At 29.4% G+C, this 20896-nt stretch carries 21 protein-coding genes and 1 riboswitch; of the genes, 1 reads left to right on the forward strand and 20 read right to left on the reverse strand.

The window, feature by feature from the left end; translation table 11 throughout:
- Window positions 1–4: 4 nt before the first annotated feature.
- The 18 genes from pth to purR form a co-directional block, all read right to left on the reverse strand.
- On the reverse strand, window positions 5–565 hold the full coding sequence (gene pth, locus CHL78_RS12455) for an aminoacyl-tRNA hydrolase (RefSeq protein ID WP_094369602.1): 561 nt from the start codon (window positions 563–565) through the stop codon (window positions 5–7).
- Between the two features lie 229 nt (window positions 566–794).
- Window positions 795–1574: a prepilin peptidase gene (locus CHL78_RS12460; protein WP_094369601.1), complete on the reverse strand. Its 780-nt coding sequence runs from the start codon at window positions 1572–1574 to the stop codon at window positions 795–797.
- 22 nt (window positions 1575–1596) lie between these two features.
- Complete coding sequence (locus tag CHL78_RS12465; protein WP_094369600.1) at window positions 1597–2451, reverse strand: hypothetical protein; 855 nt, start codon at window positions 2449–2451, stop codon at window positions 1597–1599.
- 187 nt (window positions 2452–2638) lie between these two features.
- Window positions 2639–2848 carry a hypothetical protein gene (locus CHL78_RS12470; RefSeq protein ID WP_094369599.1) on the reverse strand — a complete coding sequence of 70 codons (210 nt, stop codon included), beginning with the start codon at window positions 2846–2848 and terminating at the stop codon, window positions 2639–2641.
- A gap of 33 nt (window positions 2849–2881) precedes the next feature.
- Complete coding sequence (locus CHL78_RS12475) at window positions 2882–3832, reverse strand: prepilin-type N-terminal cleavage/methylation domain-containing protein (RefSeq protein ID WP_094369598.1); 951 nt, start codon at window positions 3830–3832, stop codon at window positions 2882–2884.
- Between the two features lie 11 nt (window positions 3833–3843).
- A complete protein-coding gene (locus CHL78_RS12480) occupies window positions 3844–4908 on the reverse strand; it encodes a type IV pilus twitching motility protein PilT (RefSeq protein WP_094369597.1) in 1065 nt (354 codons plus the stop codon).
- Between the two features lie 22 nt (window positions 4909–4930).
- Complete coding sequence (locus tag CHL78_RS12485) at window positions 4931–5920, reverse strand: type IV pilus modification PilV family protein (protein ID WP_158540696.1); 990 nt, start codon at window positions 5918–5920, stop codon at window positions 4931–4933.
- Between the two features lie 120 nt (window positions 5921–6040).
- Window positions 6041–6943 (reverse strand): type 4a pilus biogenesis protein PilO, encoded by a 903-nt coding sequence (gene pilO / locus CHL78_RS12490; RefSeq protein WP_094369595.1) that lies wholly within the window; start codon window positions 6941–6943, stop codon window positions 6041–6043.
- Complete coding sequence (gene pilM / locus CHL78_RS12495) at window positions 6936–8543, reverse strand: pilus assembly protein PilM (RefSeq protein ID WP_094369594.1); 1608 nt, start codon at window positions 8541–8543, stop codon at window positions 6936–6938. Before pilM ends, pilO begins: the two co-directional genes overlap by 8 nt.
- Before the next feature lie 14 nt (window positions 8544–8557).
- Window positions 8558–9766: a type II secretion system F family protein gene (locus CHL78_RS12500; protein ID WP_094369593.1), complete on the reverse strand. Its 1209-nt coding sequence runs from the start codon at window positions 9764–9766 to the stop codon at window positions 8558–8560.
- An 11-nt stretch (window positions 9767–9777) separates the two neighbouring features.
- Window positions 9778–11454 (reverse strand): GspE/PulE family protein, encoded by a 1677-nt coding sequence (locus CHL78_RS12505; RefSeq protein WP_094369592.1) that lies wholly within the window; start codon window positions 11452–11454, stop codon window positions 9778–9780.
- Between the two features lie 130 nt (window positions 11455–11584).
- Complete coding sequence (locus CHL78_RS12510) at window positions 11585–12043, reverse strand: type II secretion system protein (RefSeq protein ID WP_094369591.1); 459 nt, start codon at window positions 12041–12043, stop codon at window positions 11585–11587.
- Window positions 12044–12082: 39 nt separating this feature from the next.
- Complete coding sequence (locus CHL78_RS21155) at window positions 12083–12619, reverse strand: type II secretion system protein (RefSeq protein ID WP_243446434.1); 537 nt, start codon at window positions 12617–12619, stop codon at window positions 12083–12085.
- 36 nt (window positions 12620–12655) lie between these two features.
- Window positions 12656–13186 (reverse strand): type II secretion system protein, encoded by a 531-nt coding sequence (locus CHL78_RS12520; protein WP_094369590.1) that lies wholly within the window; start codon window positions 13184–13186, stop codon window positions 12656–12658.
- A 95-nt stretch (window positions 13187–13281) separates the two neighbouring features.
- Window positions 13282–13365: riboswitch (cyclic di-GMP riboswitch) on the reverse strand.
- Window positions 13366–13503: 138 nt separating this feature from the next.
- Entirely contained in the window at window positions 13504–14454 is a 951-nt protein-coding gene (locus CHL78_RS12525; RefSeq protein WP_094369589.1) for a ribose-phosphate diphosphokinase, read from the reverse strand.
- Window positions 14455–14542: 88 nt separating this feature from the next.
- Window positions 14543–15919, reverse strand: coding sequence for a bifunctional UDP-N-acetylglucosamine diphosphorylase/glucosamine-1-phosphate N-acetyltransferase GlmU (gene glmU / locus CHL78_RS12530; protein WP_094369588.1), 1377 nt, complete (start codon window positions 15917–15919; stop codon window positions 14543–14545).
- A 196-nt stretch (window positions 15920–16115) separates the two neighbouring features.
- Window positions 16116–16394: a septation regulator SpoVG gene (gene spoVG, locus CHL78_RS12535; RefSeq protein WP_094369587.1), complete on the reverse strand. Its 279-nt coding sequence runs from the start codon at window positions 16392–16394 to the stop codon at window positions 16116–16118.
- A 137-nt stretch (window positions 16395–16531) separates the two neighbouring features.
- On the reverse strand, window positions 16532–17410 hold the full coding sequence (purR, locus tag CHL78_RS12540; protein WP_094369586.1) for a pur operon repressor: 879 nt from the start codon (window positions 17408–17410) through the stop codon (window positions 16532–16534).
- 220 nt (window positions 17411–17630) lie between these two features.
- Here purR and murC point away from each other — a divergent pair, with 220 nt between their 5' ends.
- Complete coding sequence (gene murC, locus CHL78_RS12545) at window positions 17631–18983, forward strand: UDP-N-acetylmuramate--L-alanine ligase (protein WP_094369585.1); 1353 nt, start codon at window positions 17631–17633, stop codon at window positions 18981–18983.
- Window positions 18984–19048: 65 nt separating this feature from the next.
- Here the strand turns inward: murC and CHL78_RS12550 are convergent, their stop codons facing one another.
- Entirely contained in the window at window positions 19049–19867 is an 819-nt protein-coding gene (locus CHL78_RS12550; RefSeq protein ID WP_094369584.1) for a hypothetical protein, read from the reverse strand.
- Between the two features lie 51 nt (window positions 19868–19918).
- Window positions 19919–20812, reverse strand: a complete 894-nt coding sequence (locus CHL78_RS12555) for a cation diffusion facilitator family transporter (protein WP_094369583.1) — start codon at window positions 20810–20812, stop codon at window positions 19919–19921.
- Window positions 20813–20896 lie beyond the last annotated feature (84 nt).

Raw genomic sequence — 20896 nt, forward strand, 5'->3', positions numbered from 1 at the left:
TTCACTATCCGTTATATTTATTCATAGATATATCTATATTTTCTCTTATAATAGCATCTACTGCACGATATGCCTTATCTAATCCTTCTTCTACACTATCATTTTCTTCTTTTCTAAATCTTGATAGTACAAAGTCCGCTAAGTCTTGTCCTGGCGTAGGTTTAGAAACTCCTACTCTTACTCTTGGGAAGTCAGTAGAGCCTAGGCACTTAGTAATAGATCTCATACCATTATGAGTTCCTCCACTACCTTTTTTTCTGATTCTTATCTTTCCTACATCTAAGTCTATATCATCGTATATTACTATTATATTGCTCAAATCTACCTTATAGTATTTATATATATCTATTAATGTTTCTCCACTTAAATTCATGTAAGTTTGAGGCTTAACTAATAGGACTTTTTCAGTGCCTACTCTTCCTTCTCCAATTAAAGCCTTATGTTTAATCTTCGTCACGCTTATGCCATATTCCTTCGCTAAAATATCTATAACATCAAATCCAACGTTGTGTCTTGTTTTATCATATTGTTTTCCTGGGTTTCCCAGACCTACTACTACGTACATAGTGCCCTCCTTAGTGTTTTATATTATTATGTCAAAAATAAATATTTTATATATAATGTATTTTATATAACCAGTTCTAAAATTTATAATCATTAGAAAAATTGTACCTTAAATAATTATACCATTAACTATTGTTATATCATATATGTATGTTTTTTTGTAAATCTTAAATTAATTTCTTTGTAAATAAAAATAAGATAATCTTTATATAGACTATCTCATTTAGATCTTAAGAGAACATATTCAGATACCAATTTATTATATTATCACCATACAGTATAACTATAATCGATCCAACTGATATAAAGGGTCCATATGGTATCACTGAGTTATAGTCTTTCTTTTTTGCTTTACTATACAATATTATTCCTACTCCATAAATTGCTCCTACATATATGCTTAGTAATATTGTTAACAATCCACCCTCAACACCTAGAAATAATCCGATCATCGCAAATAGCTTTATATCTCCTCCACCCATCACTTCTTTTTTTACTATTAGTTCTATTAGATATATTAGGAGGAACATACCTCCTCCAGAGATTATAGCTCCTAATATGCTATCTTTTAGTTCTATACCTTGACCCATTAGGCTGAATAATACTCCAAATATTGACCCAAATATTATTAAACCATTTGGTATTATATAGTGATCTATATCTATGAATGTTATTACTACAAGTAATGATACTAAAATTAGATAGTATAACGTTATAATATTTAATCCATAAACATTATATACTAATACAAATAATACTCCTGTTAGCAACTCTACTAGTGCATATCTTGGAGATATTTTTTCTCCACAGTATCTACATCGTCCTTTTAGAAATACCCAGCTTAGTATTGGCACAAGATCTAGTGGCTTTAGTCTGTTATTGCAATTGTAACAGTGTGATGGTGGATTAGATATCGATTGGTTATTTGGTATTCTAAAAATACATACATTGAAAAAACTTCCAAATATAGTTCCTATTATATACATATATATCATCATAATGTATTCCATTTCTACATATCACCTACCTATGCTATTTCTTTTTCCAACTTATTATTTCATAATCTATAGTGTAATTATCTTCTGATAATATATTTTTAACTACTATCTCTACTTTAGCTTGTAACTTATATTTATCTGATACACTATCAACTATTATTGGTATTTTAATATATGCTCCTTTTTGAGTAATCTCATATTGTGTATTTGATTCTTTTTTTACACTTAGTATGTCATATATAAAATCACTATATATAGTTTCTATTTCATATAATTTATTATCAGCCTGGTTATATCTAATATGTAAGTATAACTTATTATCAGAATATACACTTTTATTCATTGAATCTATCATATCTTGCATATACTCATTTATAAGCTCTAATTCTATATTTATTGTAATTACTCTATTTAATACTATATCCATTAAATTATCATCTTTACGATTACCATATTTATTTTCCATTGATGTCTTATCTAAAATACTATAGTCTTTTACTTGAGTTATTCTTCTCGTTATTTCAATATATTCTTTTAGATTAACTATACTTTCCTCTAGATTTTTAATATTACTAATATCTGAGGGGTTTTGCTCTATAGAGTTCAATTTATTACCAACATCTAGCAACTTATTTTTTAAATCTCCTAAGTAATTATCTACACTAGTCTCACTATCAGACATTTTATAACTATCATCTACATCCATCTTTGATGAATCTATATTAGAGTTTAATCTTTCTATTATGTACTTAATATTAGATATTGATGTTTTATTCGGATCCATCATATTCAATAAATAAGAATGAGCTATTAATATTTCATTTTTGACAAGCTTCTTTTCAGCATTATTAGAGTGCAAGCTTTCTAGATTAAGAAGATTTTCTATCAAACCTTTTATAGTTTCTAGATTTACTTTATTTGAATTTATTTGTTGATCTATATTAGATATAATATTATCTATCGTATCCTCTATAATCCCGTTATTATTATTTATATACTTAGCTTGTAGTAAATATTGTTTTATTATATTTAGGCCATTAAATTTATTAATATCATCTGAGATAATACCATTGATTTCAATACTTTTTTATATATGTAGCTATTCCTTGCTCAATACCAGCTTCAGCTAAATATTTATTTTCCATATATGATTCCGTATTCTTATTTGTTTTTATTTGATTTAATATTTGATTTGAAATGAGCCCTATAAATAGTATAGTTAAAGCTAAAATAAATAATGTTAATACTGAGATAGATCCTTTATTTGAATTTAATTTTTTACACATTTACTTTATCCTCTCTACTAGATAAATTTAATTTTATTCGAAAATAACTGTTGTTTTATCGTCCATGTCTAATTTAAACACTATATATGATATTTCTTTATCCTTTTTCAAATAAAAAACAGGCCCTTTATCATCGCTATAATTATTTTCGATTAATTCTTCATTATATTTACCTTTTATATCTACATTCCCTAATTTTACAACAAGGTCTCCTTCACTAACAAATTTAATTATGGAAGATTTTACGTATTTATCTTTAAGTTTTTTTATACTTATAGGCTCAAATTCCCATTCCCAAACATTAGATCCATAAGGTTCTCTTATATTAATCTTGCTGTTTTCAAAATCTAGTTTAATTTCTAAAAATTTAAAAACATCTTTGAGAGGACCTACTACAATAACATCATTTCCTACTGTAATTTTGGCTTCATTTCTATCTTTTTCCGATTCTAATACTATATCCAGATTATATATTTCCTCTACAAATACTGGCTTACTCACTTTGTTATATATATCAAATGTATAATTATCCTGGTATCCAGTAGCAATTGATACTTTGTATAAATCATCATCTAAATTTATAGAAAATGGTTTATCCATATTGAAATCTTTATAGTTTTGTACTAAGTCAAATGCACTTTCATCCTCTTCTCTTATTAAACTATATTTACCATTGTTTTTTTTAACTATATATTTAATACTTCTATTATCATTCGTCTCTATATTATACATATAACCATCGTTACCATCACTACTAAAACTAACTTTTTTACTGTGCTCTAAGTCACTATTCAAATATCTATTAATTAAATTTGCTGACTGTTGACCTTGTGTTATTGTACTTTGGTTTTTAGTATGTTTTATATTATTGTTTAATATCCTATATCCAATTAGCATTATTATTGTGATTATTGATATAGAAATAATCACTTCTAATAAAGTAAATCCTTTTTTATTATCTAATTTATCTTTTATAGTAAACACCTCACTATCTGCTAATAATTATTGATTCCGACTAACCTTGATGTATATTCATAATCAGAGCATCTACTAAGGACACTTTCTCTTGATATTTTACCTTGTCTATATAAGTTTGCTAACTCTTGATCCATAGACTGCATACCTAATTTAGATCCTGTTTGTATTATATTTTGTATTTGATATGTTTTGTTTTCCCTTACTAAATTCCTTATAGCAGGTGTTGTTATCATAACTTCAAGTGCAGCCACTCTATTTCTACCATCAATTGTTGGTATTAATTGTTGTGACACTATACCTTCACAAACTGTAGATAACTGAGTTCTTATTTGTTGCTGTTGCTCTGCCGGAAACATATTTACTATTCTGTCTATAGTTTTAGCTGATCCGATTGTATGTAATGTCGAAAATACTAAATGTCCTGTTTCCGCAGCCGTTAAAGCTATAGAAACAGTCTCAGGATCTCTCATCTCTCCAACTAAAATAACATCTGGATCCTGACGAAGAGTTGCTCTAAGAGCTGAATTAAAGCTTTCTGTATCGCTTCCAACTTCCCTTTGATTTACTATACTTTTTTTATGGTTATGTACATATTCTATTGGATCTTCTAATGTTATTATATGTCTTTCCTTATTTGTATTTATTATATCTATCAAACTTGCTAAAGTTGTACTCTTACCACTCCCTGTTGGACCTGTAACTAGTACCAATCCCTTATGCTTTTCTGCAAATGTAGCTATAACATCTGGTAGCCCTAATGCTTGAAATGTTGGTATAGTGGCTGTGATTGTTCTTATTGCTATTGCATAATACCCTCTTTGCCTATATGCATTAACTCTAAACCTATCTCCATTATCAAGTGCAATAGAAAAATCTACTTCTCCATGTTCTTGCAATCTCTTAAAGTTTTTAGGTGTTGTTATTTCTCTAGACATATCTTCTGTATCTTGAGAAGTTAAATTTTCTTCTCTAAGGTTAACAAATTTACCTTTTATCCTTGCTCTTGGCGGACAGTTTACCGTTATATGTACATCTGATGCTCCCAGCTCTACTGCTATCTCTAATAAACTAAATATATTCATTATCCCTCACCTTTCTTTAATCCTATTTTCCAAATATAACTGTGAAATATGAATTTGATTCAGTATTTGAAACTATATCAAATTCTAATTCAAAATCTCCTGATTCATCCAGATTAAAATCATAATATCTACTTTCAGTTGACGAAATTTCAGTTTTAACTAATTTACCATTTATTTTTATGTCTTTTAATATAGTATTTACATTACCACCATTCCATGTATTCACATCAAATCTAATCGATTTACATGGATAATAATTCTTATCTTTAAATGACTGTTGATCTCCAACCCTTATTTCATTATCTATATCGTTTATTTTTACATAGATATCTATATATTCTTTATTTCCTTCTATCTTTTTTTTAAAAAATATCTTTATTTTTTTTATATTAGCATTATTTGTTTGGAAACTTCTTACATCATTTAAATTTGATATATCATATCCACGTACTAAATTGGAATTTTGATACCTTATAAATGAAACTCCATCTTTAAAATTAGGTTCTTCTTCAGGTGGAGTTGGTGACGATTGACCCTCATCATTAATATTGTTACTCAGTATAGATGTTGATAGCTCGGTCTTCCTTTTGCTAAAATATTCATCTTTTAATTTTATATCTATGTCTATATTAAACATATATATTTGATTAGTTACATTAGACTTTTCTAAGGTAAGATTTATTTTATATACACGTTCTTTCATATCATCTTCATCTGTATAGTTTTTTTCATAAGTAACAGTGGTTTTATTTAAGCTGTCTATATCAATTTGTTTCTCACCTATATTTATTTCTATTTTTTTATCTTCCTCTGACCTTTTTAAGTTTTTTATTTGACTTCTTAGATTCTCTAATTCACTTTGAGCTAAATTTAATGCTTTTATATCTCTATCATTTTTTGTATTAACTCTTATAGAACTGTTATATACTTTAAAAAATGCAAACATTATTGATATAATTATCGCTAAAGATACTAAAACCTCTAATAAAGTAAATCCTTTATTTCTTTTCAATGTAATTCACTTCCTAACGCTACTAATTAATTACGTTAATTAAAATACTACTTATAAATAAATTGCATCTTAATAGATTTCAGCTATAAGATGCAATTTATATTTTATATACACTATATTCTAGTTCAATGTATCCTGGAATGGATTATATTTACCCGGTTTCCAAGTTGACGGGTTATCTGTATCTAATTTAATAATATCTCTATCTGAGCTATATACAATAAAGTTAATATTAGCAGATATATCTCCACTCGCATTTGAAGTTACTTCTACCTCTATTGTATTAGATATATCTCCTACACAGTCTGGATCTGGTTGTCTACCTCCACTTTGACTTGATGTTCCATATAGAACATTCCCTTCAGGCATACTACTACAACCTTTATCTAAATGGTATTTGGTATCTTCTCTAGTCCAATATACCCTTTTAGAAGTTTCATTTTTTATTTCTGTCATTTTTGCACTCATACTATAGTCCATTACCTGAGTTATGTTTTTTTGTTCTTCTAAATAATCAACTAACTCTCTCACCCTTCTATAGTCACCTTCTACACTTAATGACATTGGTATAGCATAGAAATTAGTATAATCTACACTATCAGATATCTGATAGCTAAGTAATCTTATATCTAGACTTTTTATAATCTTATCAAGCCCTATTAAAAATAAACCATCTTCCATATCATGACTTAGTTTTTGGCTTTTTATCTTAGCTTCATTCGTTAAATCATCTAATCGTTCTTTCTTTATTGGTAGTTCTTCTAGCTCTTGTTGATATTTATTTAATTCACTTACAGCGCTTTCTAAATTATTTTTAGATGAACTAAATTCATTAAATTTAGGATATATAAGAAAATATCCATATAAACCTAAAACTAAAACCACACCTATTGAAATAAATATACCTTTAGTACTTACTTCTTTCTTAAAGATATCATCATTAAATAGGTCCTTTATATCTGTTTCTAGTATACTTTTTTTCCCTTTTATAGATTTACTAGGATCTTTTGTGTCTTTATTCATTAGTTACTATTCCCTCCTTCAATTTAGCCGTTATACTAAAACTATAGGAAGTTTTTTTATTTTTCTCATCTCCAGATACTTTCTCCGTTATTCCTGGGAACTTAACTTCTTCAAAGTATGGCAATGATTTTAGGTTATATACAAATTTACCAGCATCGCTTGGAGTAGCTACAGTTCCACTCATGATTATAAGATTAGGTATTTTATCATAGATTGGAGTTTCTTTATTCTCTGATGAACTATCTTCAGTTTGATTTTGTCCATTATCAGATGTAATATCTGCATTACCACTATTATCTGTGCTTTCTTGCACATTTGATTCTTGCGGCACATAACTTAAACTTAGATTTTCTAAGAAAACTTTATACGGAATATTTTTATCTATAGATGTAAGAATATCTCCCCATCTAGGTTCTTTTTTTATAAGCATATCATATATCTCTATTTCTTCTTGTTTTAATCTAATCTTATTATCTATATCACTAATTTGTTTATGATCCTCTTTAATTTGCTCTATATGACTGTTAACTTCGTTCAATTTGTCATCAGTCAATTTTTTCATCATAGTTAATGAAAGTATTGGTATATAAAGTATTACCAGTACTATTGGAATTACTTTTAGAGTTTTTAATAATTGTTTATTTCTTTCTTCTTGCTTCTTCATTTCTGTTGGTAATAAGTTCATTCTATAGTATTGATGTTTTTTTACTTCTCTTAACATGCATCCTATAGTCTCAACTATCATATTTAGCTCATTACTCTGAATATCACCTTTTATATCTGTATATATATCATATAGATTTTCTATACCTGGTATTATTTCACTACCGAATAGTTTAGAGAAGTTTCTTCTTACTTCTTCATTATGTGCATACTTACCAACTATTAAAATAGTATCTACTATCTTACCAAAGTTTCTTGATGAATAATAATTCATTAGACCATTAGCTTCGTCAACTAGTCTCATATAGTCATATTCCTGTGCATTTTGACCTAATCTAACTGGTACATTATCGTGAATATAAAGAGAATCTTCTTTATATATTTCTATAGCAGTACTATAGTCTCCAGTATCAACAATCATAATATCAGTATACTCAATCTCTTTTAATACTCTGGAATACGCTGCTGGTAATATATCTATACACTCAAGTTTTAAATTATTCTCTGTAAAAATATCTATTATAGTTTCTACTTCCTTAGTATATAAACCAGCTAATATTAAATCTAAATAGTCTTCACCTTGTTCAGTAAATTCTCTTATTACTTCATATGAGAAAGTGTATTCTTCTCTTTCAAGAGAGATCATCTCATCTATTTCCATAGACATAATTGAATCTAAGTCTTTGGGGTCTATCTTATTAATTTTATTAGATTTAACAATTACATCTTGCGTATTTAAACATAAAACAGCGCTTTTAGCTTTTGATTGATTTTTCTTAAGAGCGTGTTTTAATAAATTATATTTATCTGTAAAATTTGATTCTATGTCATCTGATGATAAAAAATATACATCATCTATAATAAATTTATCTTTCTTATAATATCCATCAACTACAGAAACAAAGTCTCCATAGTAGGATATATAAAGTTTACTCATTTGTATATTTCCTCCTAAATAGCGTCATAAATACTTATCATTGGTAAGAATACACCTATCACTAAAAATGCTACCATTACACCAACCATTACTATCATAATTGGTTCTATCATTGATACCATTCTATTTAGATATATTTCTGACTCATGTTCATAAAACTCTGACATTTGATCACTTATATTTTCTAATTGACCTGTTTGTTCTCCTATAGATAGCATCTGTATAAGCACTGGGTCAAAATATCCTGATTTTTCAAGGTTGTCTGCTAGAGCCTCTCCTCTTATAACACCCTCTTTTGCTTCTTGTACTGCTTTTTCTGCTATTGAGTTATTTAAACTCTCTCTTATATAATCCAACCCTTGAAGTAAAGGGAATCCCGTTGATACGAATAGATAAAGCGCCTTAGAAAATCTCATTGATATAATGGCATTGATCCCTTTGTTAAGCAAAGGTATCTTTGTAACTAAAACATCTTTATTGTGTCTACCTACAGGCGTTTTTATATATTTCTTAAGTAGTATAAATCCAAGTACTATTGCTAATAAAACTACATACCAATATGTTTTCATAAATATACCTATATTCATGATAAGCTTACTTAAAGGTGGCATTGTAGCCCCAACTTCTATAATAGATTCCATCATCTGTGGCATTATAAAACTAGTAAATATAAATAGCATAGCAAAACTTACTACACCAACTATAATCGGATAAGTAGAAGCGTTCTTTATTTTTTGAGTTATTCTATGTTCTCTTTCATAAAACGTAGCCATACTCTTTAATACTTCTTCTAGTGTCCCTGTTGCTTCTCCTGTTGCAACCATTGCTGATAGCAATTTCGGAAACTTTGATTTATCATCAAGCATAGAGTCTGCAAGTGTTGATCCTGATTTTATATCATTCACTAATCTCATTATCTCTTCTGATAAAATTTTATTCCCTGACCTCTTAGCTAAACTTTCTAGCCCTGTTATACTATTTATTCCTGATGAAATTATAATCCCATATTGTCTGCAAAAGTGACTTATTGTATCTGATCTAAGCTTCTTTTTTGATGTTTTCTTGTTCCTAAGTAAAGAATTTTCTTTATGTTCTTTGATTTCTAATACTCTTATTTTCTTTTCTTTTAATTTACGCCTAGCATCATTAAAATCATTAGCAGTTATAATGCCTTTTGTTTTTTTACCACTTAACATTAATGCTGTATATTTGTAATTTTTCATCTAACCACCTCTTACTGAGCTGTGAATGTTACCTTTAACATTTCTTCTATTGTCGTAGTTCCTTCTAAAACTTTTTCTACTGCATCATCTTTTAAAACTCTCATTCCATGAGATTTAGCTTTGTCTAATATTTCATCTTCTTTAGCTTTGCTATTTATTAAATTTCTTATTTCTTTATCTAATGTAAGAAATTCATAAACTCCTACTCTTCCTTTATATCCTTGATTACCACATCTAGGACAACCTGATGGTCTATATAATGTAAGCTCTTCGTCTGAAGAATATCCTAAAACTTGCTTTTCTCCAATTTCAGCACTGTATTCTTCTTTACAATCATCACATAATTTTCTAACTAAACGCTGAGATACAACACCTATTACAGACGATGTAATTAAATAACTTGGTACGTTCATATCTATAAGTCTTGATATCGCACCTACTGCGGTATTGGCATGAAGTGTACTTAAAACCAAGTGACCTGTTAAAGATGCTCTTATCGCAATTTCTGCTGTGTTTAAATCTCTTATTTCTCCAACCATTATAATATCTGGATCTTGACGCATAAATGCTCTCAATGCATTAGCAAAATCAAGACCTGCTTTGACATTTATTTGAGATTGATTTATACCTTCCAATTCATATTCTATCGGATCTTCTATTGTTAGTATATTTTGCTCTATACTATTTAGTTGATTAAGCATTGAATATAATGTAGTTGTTTTACCACTTCCAGTCGGTCCAACAACTAATATAAGTCCATATGGTTTCGATAATAATTCATCGTATGTTTTGATATTATTATCATTTAAACCTAGACCATGTTTACCAACCATAAAACTAGCTTTATCAAGTACCCTCATAACTACCTTTTCATCTTTACTAGTTGGCATTGTTGATACTCTAAAGTCTATACTTTTATTATCTATACTTTGAATAATTCTTCCATCTTGTGGAAGCCTTTTTTCAGATATATTAAGACCAGCCATAATTTTTATACGACTAACTACTGCTTTATATGGCTTGGCACTTGTTTTCATATGTTCTCTAAGTAATCCATCTACTCTAAATCTAATTCTCATAAAATCGCCATCTTGTTCTATATGTATATCACTGGCTTTAATTCTAACTGCACTTTCCATTACACTATGTACTAGTCTTACTATTGGCGCTGCATTGATATCATCATCTAAATTTATCTCATCATGAGCACTTTCTTTTTTAGTTTGTACATACTCGTTAATTGCTTTGTTTAAATCTGCACTTGAATAAGATCCATCTATGGCTTGGTTTATCTCACCCATACTTGCTATGTATGGTATTATATTTTTTCCTGATATACGACGTATATCTTGCATGGCTACTCTGTCTTGTGGGTCTGCCATTGCTACTGATAGGTTGTTATTTTCTAATTTAAATGGGAATACTGTGTATCTTTTACATATATTTTCTGGTATTAAATTTGTTGCTCTTGAATCTATTATTGATGGTGTTAATAATACACTTTCTATATTTAAAAGTTCTGTAAGTACTAAGGTTAATGATTCTGCACTTATTAGACCTTGCTCTATTAATGTTTCTCCGATTCTTTTTCCTGTACCTCTTTGTAGGGATAAAGCTCTTTCTAGCTGATCGTTGGATATGTATCCACTTTCAACTAGTTTATCTCCTATTCTTACTTTTTGTGACATTTTTTCACCTCTTTTCTAAATAATTATATCATTGTTTTATTTTATTTGTTGCATTATATAATGTATAATCTGCATATGAAAATAGCTATATTTATATTGTAAATATAGCTATTTGCATATTAAATATTTATTAATTTTTTATTATAGTCATAGTAACTTTATTGCCCTCTATTTTTATAGCATTATTTGAGTCAGTTAGTAATTTAGTTTCTATATCTGCAGATATTGTTTGTGATGCAGTAAATGTTATTTGGAACTTCGCTCCGTCTGTTAAATCATCATTATCAACTTTACCATACTTACCTCCAAAAGGTGAATCAGTCGGTACAGATTCCATATATTCATCTAAATCTTTAGATTCATTAGGTGATACTAGCCCTGTTAAACCTTGTGGATAGTCATTTGTATCTGAATAATATGATAATGTTGCACTTTTAAATGCATTATAGTCTGCTAGTAAATCTGCTGCTTTTGCCTTATTTATATTTTTAAATAATGCTGGTACTGCTACTACTGCTAGTATCCCTATAATTGCTATTACTACTAATAATTCTACTAGTGTAAATCCTTTTTGATTTTTATTTTTCATTTATTTATGCTCCTTTTTAATATTTACATATTTATATTATTATTCTTCAGATAATGCTGGTATTGATTCTGTGTTCTTTATTAAAAGTAATGCTATATCCGAACTTTCATCTGTAAGACTCTCTTTTGTTCCTTTTTCAAATTTACGACTATCTGCTTCTCCAGTTACTGTACCCACAACAACACCAAATTCTTTTATTAACTTATCAGCTTGATCTTCGCTTATTTTATTTTCTGTCGCTACTAATGCTAATGATTCTGAGCCTTCTTTTCCTACTTGAGCGTCTACAGTTACAGTTTCTATTGTATACTCTCCGTCTGTAGCTAATGGCGATTTACCAGGTACACTTTCCATATATTCAGCTATAGTATCTATATCTGGATAATCATTTTTATCTGTGTAATATGATAGTGATGCACTCTTAAATGCACTATAGTCCGCTTGTAAATCTGCCACTTTCGCTTTATTTATGTTTTTAAATAGTGCAGGAACTGCCACCACAGCTAGTATTCCTATTATTGCTATTACCACTAATAACTCTACTAGCGTAAATCCTTTTTGATTTTTCTTTTTCATACAAATTTCCCCTTTTATATATTTATAATATTTTTATTACTTCGGAGCAAATATAGTTAAATATACTCCATATATATTGTCTTGTATACTAGGATCTGTTGTCACAACACGCCACTTAGATGCTAGTTCTTCATCATTATCAAAGTAACTTCTACTTATTACATTATTATTAGCTTCTAATCCGATTCTTAATTCCGTCAACTTACTCTCATCATCCACTGGTTTACCATTTTGATCTAAAACCGGATTCCCATCTACATCTACTTGTTGAGAATATATAGGTTGGATTATATATTGTTTACTTCTTACTCTAGAAGTAAATGGTGTGGTAGTTGGCATATCTTCCATATTTTCCGCTAATTCATTCTTATCCTTAGGTAATCTATTATGTTCTGAGTAAAATACAACTGCAGATGTATTAAATGCTTGCATATCACTTTTAAATTCTACCATTTTAGCCTTATTAATATTTTTAAATAAAGCTGGCACTGCTACTACTGCTAGTATTCCTATAATTGCTATAACTACTAATAATTCCACTAGTGTAAATCCTTTATTCTTTTTCATGACCCCTCCCTTAACTAATCAGTAATATATATACCTTTTTTATCCTTATTAAATCGTTTTTGAGCATAAAAAATGACTATAATTCAATATTAATTGAATATAGTCGCCGGTTGCGCTACTAACTCCATACATTCCAAGCGCCCAAATAAAGAATGTATTTCTTCGTTTCAAATCTATTTAAATTATACTTTAGTAGAATCTAATTTGTCAATATTATCCATTACTAAATATACTAAAGTATAATTTAATATTATAAAATCATATAAATAAAAAATCTCTACAATATAAATTATATTGTAGAGATCATAAATTTCTAATTAGAATAATACACTAACAGACTCGTTAGAGAATATCTTCTTTATAGCATTCCCAAATAAAGGAGCTACAGTCATAACTTTTATCTTATCAATTTTCTTTTCTTCCGGAAGTTGTATAGTATCAAGTACTATTAACTCACTTATAGCTGAAGCTTCTATTCTTTCTATAGCAGGACCTGATAATACTCCGTGAGTACAACAAGCGTAAACATCTTTAGCACCGAATTCTTTAAGTGCATTAGCTGCATTTACTATAGTTCCAGCAGTATCTATCATATCGTCTAATAATATAACATTCTTACCTTTAACATCACCTATTATGTTCATTACTTCACATACGTTAGCCTTAGGTCTTCTCTTGTCTATTATAGCTATTGGCACTTCACCGTCTAAAGAATTTGCGAACTTTCTAGATCTAGTAACACTTCCTAAGTCAGGAGATACTACTACTAAATCTTCTATGTTCTTTTCGTTGAAGTAATCTGCTAATATAGTTCCACCTTGTAAGTGATCTAGTGGTATATCAAAGTATCCTTGTATCTGTGCAGCATGTAAATCCATAGTTAATACTCTGTCTGCTCCAGCTGCAGTTATTAAGTTAGCAACTAACTTAGCTGTGATTGGATCTCTTGATTTAGCTTTTCTATCTTGTCTTGCATATCCGTAGTAAGGTATAACAGCTGTTATTCTACCTGCAGATGCTCTCTTTAATGCATCTATCATTATTAATAATTCCATTAAATTATCATTTACTGGACTGTTTGTTGATTGAACTACAAACACATCACAACCTCTTACTGTCTCATTCATGTTTAAACATATTTCGCCATCACTAAATGTTCCCACTTGACAGTCTGCTAATGGCACTCCTATATGATCAGCTATTTTTGTAGCTAACTCTAGAGATGAGTTTCCTGCAAGTATTTTGATTTCGCTTCCGCTAGTATTCATTGTAATCCTCCCGAAAATTTTAAAACTATTATAATTTATTGATGATTTTTAAGCTAGTCTTATCAGCCTAAAATAACAAACTAAGGTATTATTTCTTTGAGTCTTTTGCGTTTTTCTTTTCTACCCAACCTTCTTTTATTACCTGTCTTTGTCTAGCTACTGCTAGTGCTCCTTCAGGTACATTGTCAGTTATTGTAGATCCTGTAGCTACATATCCTTTTTCTTCTACTGTTACTGGTGAAACTAAGTTAGAATTAGATCCTATAAATGCTCCATCTTTTACTACAGATTTAAATTTATTTTTTCCATCGTAATTTACAAATACTACTCCACATCCTATGTTTACATCTTTTCCTACATGAGCATCTCCTATATACGAAAGATGTGATGCTTTAGAGTTATCTTCTATAGTAGCATTTTTCACTTCTACGAAATCTCCTATTTTTACATTGTTTCCTATGTTACTCTTTGGTCTTAAGTATGCATAAGGACCTACTGTTGTATTCTCTCCAACTTTACTATCTATTACTGTTGAATTTAATACTTCTGTAGCATCTCCTATTTCTGAGTTTGTTATACTAGAATTCATACCTATTACACAGCTTGATCCTATTTTTGTATTTCCTTTAAGCATAACTCCAGGCTCTATTATAGTGTCGTTTCCTATTTCGACATCTGACTCTATATAAGTAGAATTTGTATCGATTATAGTTACACCATTTACCATATGAGACTCATTAATTCTTGCTTTCATTATTTGTTCTGCTCTTGATAATTCCACTCTAGAGTTTACACCCATAAGTTCTTCTATTGTAGAACCTTCATAAGCGCCAACCTTGTGACCTTTATCTCTCATTATCTTTATAGTATCAGTTAAGTAATACTCACCTTGAGCATTATTGTTATCTAGTAAATCTAAAGATTCTCTTAGGCTCTTCCCATTGAAACAGTAGATTCCTGAGTTGATTTCTTTAGCTAATTTTTCTTCATCAGAAGCATCTTTTTGCTCTACTATTTTAAGTAAATCGCCAGCTTCATCTCTTATTATTCGACCATATCCAGTAGGATTTTCTACACTTGTTGTAAGTACTGTAGCATGGTATCCATTTTCTATATGGTAAGCAAATAACCTCTTTAAAGTTTCCTCTTTTATTAACGGAGTGTCTCCACATAATACTACTATAGTATCTTCATCTTTTATATAATCTTTCGCCATTATAACTGCATGACCAGTTCCTAACTGCTCTGTTTGCATCGCTATCATAGCGTCTTTTGGTAATTTCTCTTTTACTATGTCACATTCATGTCCTAATATTGCAACTATATCTTTAACCCCTGAGTTTTTAGATGCATCTATTACATGATTCACCATTTCTTTTCCACATACTTTATGAACTACTTTTGGGTATTTTGATTTCATTCTTGTTCCTTTGCCCGCAGCAAGGATTATAGCTTTAAAATTCATCTTTACACTCCATTCAATAAATTTTTATCTATTATAATCTATATTATGTCAATTTTTTACATTATGTATACAATATCTTCATCATCATTAACTAATATAGCACTTTTCAAATTAAAAGTACATATCTAATAAAGATTTTAAATATAAAAAAGAGCCGAATAGTTCGGCTCAATCAAAGTTTCTTTAATATTTAAAATTATTCTGCCGCTACTTCTAATTGAGCAACTGCTTCATGATATGCCTTTAGCACAGAGTCCTCTAAAACTTGTCTCATTTCTGCGTTTATTGGATGAGCTATATCTCTGAAGTTACCTTCTCCTACTTTTCTACTTGGCATAGCTATAAATAGACCATTGTGTCCTTCTATAACTTTTATATCATGCACTACAAATAAATTATCGAAAGTTAATGAAACTATACATTTCATTTTCCCCTCATCAGTTATCTTTCTTACTCTTACGTCAGTAATCTTCATATCCCCATATCCCCCTTTTGATTTTGACAAAAATTAATTTATATTTACTAATATAAGTTTTGCTTTTAATAAGTAATTCTATGACATTCTTTAATATCCTTCTTATTTTTTGGAAAATTTAGTAACTTTTTATATTTTTATTCTTCGTCGTCACTTATATCTTCTATCTCATGCTCGACTTCTAAATCTTCATTTTGATATTCATCTTTAAATGTCTTTAAATTAGGTTCTACTATTATTTCATTACCATTAACATCTAATTCTATCAATGATATATAATCTTTCACCATTTTTTCTGTCGGATTTGTAGTAGAAATAAAGACTCCCGTACCAATTACTTCTGCTCCAAATTCATTCATAAGGTCTACCATTCCCTTAATAGTTCCTCCACCTCTCATAAAGTCATCTATTAATATAACTTTGCTGTTTGGCTTTAGAGCTTTTCTAGGTAAACTCATACTTTCAACTTTTGTGCTCGAATTTCCACTAACATAAGTCATACTTAATGTAGGACCTTCTGACACCTTTATATCTTTTCTTATTATAACTAATGGTAGGTTCATAGCCTTAGCAGTCATAAGAGCCATCGGTATACCTTTTGTTTCCATAGTTACTACATAATCCGCCTCTGCATAATCTATATTCGATGCAAATATTTTCCCTATCTTAGAAGCTACACTTGGGTCATAAATTAAATCTATTAAATATAAGAATCCTCCTGAAAGTATTCTAGATGGATCACTTATTTTTTCACATAATCCCATTAAGAACTCTTCATTTTCTGCCTTTGAAGTCTTTGGTATGTATTTAACTCCACCTGCTGCTCCTGATATAGTTATTACTCTTCCTAAAGATAATTTCTCAAATACGTTTTTAACAACTAGTAAATCTTCACTTATTGTAGATTTGGCTGCATTAAATTGGTTAGTAAAATAACTTAATGTAAATATTTTATTTGGGTTGTCAGATAGTATTTTTACTATCGCCCCAATTCTTTCTGTTCTCTTAAATTTCACTAAAACACCTCCTACGATTAGGCTGTTTACCTACAAACTAAGTAATGCATAACAATATTTAATATGCTATAATATTAGTTATGTTTTATTCTCTTTTTAAATATATTGTATATATAGCCTAGTATATGTATATTACTCATAAAATATTGAACATTATTATATTATACCACAAATATAGTTCACATTGTAGAGCTTAATAAAAAAGAAAGGTGGTTTTGTTATGAATATTCATTTCATTGGTATAGGCGGGATTAGTATGAGCGCCTTAGCCGAAATATGTATTAATAAAGGATATAAAGTATCTGGTTCAGATGCAAATGAATCATACCTTCTAGATATGCTTAGATCTCAAGGCGCAGATATTTTCATTGGTCATGAGGCTAGTCATATATCAGAAAAAGTAGATATGGTTGTTTATACTGCAGCAGTTCATCCTAATAATCCTGAGCTTATGGCTGCTAAGGAACAAAATAAGTTAGTTATGAACAGAGCAGCATTTTTAGGTCAAATTATGAGAGAATACAAGAATTCTATAGCAGTTTCTGGAACTCACGGTAAGACTTCTACAACTTCTATGCTTTCTGCTATTTTTGAGTATGCTGAATTAGACCCAACAATATTAGTTGGAGGAAATCTAAGTATTATAGGCGGTAATGTTAAGATAGGTAAATCAGACCACTTCATTACAGAGGCTTGTGAATATGTAGATAGTTTCCTAAGCTTTAATCCTAAGATTTCTGTAGTTTTAAATATTGAAGAAGATCATCTTGATTATTTCTCTGGACTAGATGAAATAAAGGCTTCTTTTAATAAGTTTGGTAAATTACTTCCTCCAGATGGTTACTTTATAATCAATGGAGATGACCAAAATACAGCAGATATCTTACATGATGTTAAAGCTAATGTTATAAAATATGGAAGAGATTTATGTAATGATGCTGTAATAAAGAACATCGATTTTAATGACAACGGATATGGAATATTTGAAATAGAGTACAAAGGCGAAAATCTAGGACCATTCGAGCTTTCAGTACCAGGTCTTCATAATATCTACAACGCTACTGCTGCTATAATTACATCTGTGGTTTCAGAAATCGAATTAGAAACTATAAGAAAAAATATAAAAGCTTATAATGGTGTTGGTAGAAGGTTCGAAGTTAAAGGATCTTACAAAGATACTTTAGTTATAGATGACTATGCTCATCACCCTACAGAGTTAAAGGCTACTTTATCTGCTGCTAAGAAAATGAAGAAGTCTACGTTATGGTGTATATTCCAACCTCATACGTATACTAGAACTAGAGCTCTTTTAAATGAATTCTCAGATGCATTTTACTCTGCTGATAAAGTTATAATAACTGACATATATGCAGCTAGAGAAGATGATCCTGGTGATATAAGTTCAAAAGACTTAGTAGAAAAGTTATATCAAAATAATGTTGATGCTATATACATAAGTAAGTTTGAAGATATAGCTGAATACCTTCGTCAAAATGTTAAGAGTAACGATCTAGTTATAACAGCTGGTGCAGGTACAGTTTATCAAATTGCTGATTTATTAGTTGAAGCTTAAATAATAATTTCAATAAAAAAGGATACCTTGGTAGTTTTACTTCCATAAGGTATCCTTTTTTATTTTTACTTATTTTCTTTAGTATCTTCTTCTATTTTAAATATATCTGCCTTTATATAATCAAATAATCCGGTATGAACCTCATAATAAGTATCAGCGCCTTGAGAAGTTACTTTTGCATAATCTTTCCCCATAGTTTCTACAGTTGTTTCATAGTTTTTGCCTTTTATTTTAATTGTAAAGTTATAATCACTTCTTTCTTTACTCTTTTCTGGCTGAACTTTACCTACCATTCTTTTAGAAACCATCTTGTAAGCCAAATCATCATACTTCCACTTACTAACTTTTTTAGTTTTGTCACCATACTCTATAGTTACATTTTCCCATGTCTTATATTGCTTAACTGAGTCAAAAGATGTGTACATACTTTCTTTTACAATCTTTTCAAACTCTTGCTTCATTGACACAGGTACTTTGTAGTATTCTTCCTTATTAACAGTATACACTCTAAAGAAATTAAGATCTGTTGAGAATCTAACTCCGTCCTCTGAGTATCCAGTGTATAGTGCAGAGTATGAATCTACTGATCTTACTTCACTGAATTCATTAAGAAAATACTTTATTTCCTCCCAGTAGCCTTCCTCTATTTTTACACCTTCTATACTTTTATTTCCTTCATCTGATAAATATATCTTTTTGTTCTTTTTAATCTGAGTCATAAGTGGTACTTGTGACTCTTCTTCAGAATTCGTTTTATTAGGTGTAGGCTCTGGTATTGCTTCCATCTTTACACCTTGACTGAAAGCAATAAAGTATATCACAAAGAAACCGACTATCCCAATTAAAATTATAGCTTCTTTCTTTAATTTTCTTTTTTTAGTCATTTAATCACCCCTAGGAAAATATCTTATAAGACAATTATATTACTTTTATCCTTAAAAACAAGTATTTCCTGGGCAATTGTTACATGGTTCTACGTGAACTGTAATTCCTTTTACAAATTCCATGCTATTTATTATATCTTCTTCTAGCTTATTCGCTATGTCATGACCTTGTCTTACTGTTAATGCTCCATCAACACATATTGTTAAATCCACATATGCCATAGCCCCATGTTTTCTAGTCTTCATCTCCCCTAAATTCATTACTCCTAATGTGTTGCTTACTATATTTTTTATCTCATATTCTTGATATTCACCCATAGATACGTCCATAAGTTCATTTACAGAACTTATTAATATATCTATACCTACCTTTGCAACAAATAAAGCGACTACTACAGATGCAATAGGGTCTAATGCTTTAAATCCAAGCATCGAGCCTCCTATACCTACAAATGCAGCTATTGATGATAAAGCATCTGATCTATGATGCCATGCATCTGCTTTTAATGCTGGTGAATTAATTTTGTTAGCAACTTTAATCGTTATTCTATACTGATATTCTTTTATTAAAATAGATATTATTGCAACTATTAATGGTAATGCTGTAGGTATCTCTAATTGGTCTAAGTTAAATAAAGATTTAAATGCACTTGCACCTATTGATAACGAAACAACTATAAGTAATATTGACAGTAAAAAAGATACTAAAGTTTCAGCTTTTTCATGACCATAATTATGCTCCTTATCTCCAGGTGTAGAAGATACATAATTCCCTATCAAAACTCCAACTGAACTTATAATATCTGATGCTGAATGTATCCCATCTGCTACCATCGCATTAGATCTACCCAAAATCCCTGCAACTACCTTTATTATAGTTAACACAAAGTTCCACACTATAGACTGTATGGTAACTTTACTAGCTTCCTCATACCTGGTTTTCATATTTATCCCTCCTAAAATTTCATTCCTATTTATTATTACTCATACTAATCTATATTGAAACAAAAAAATCATTCTTATCTGCAA

The sequence above is a fragment of the Romboutsia weinsteinii genome, assembly GCF_002250835.2.
Taxonomy (GTDB): Bacteria; Bacillota; Clostridia; order Peptostreptococcales; family Peptostreptococcaceae; genus Romboutsia_A; species Romboutsia_A weinsteinii.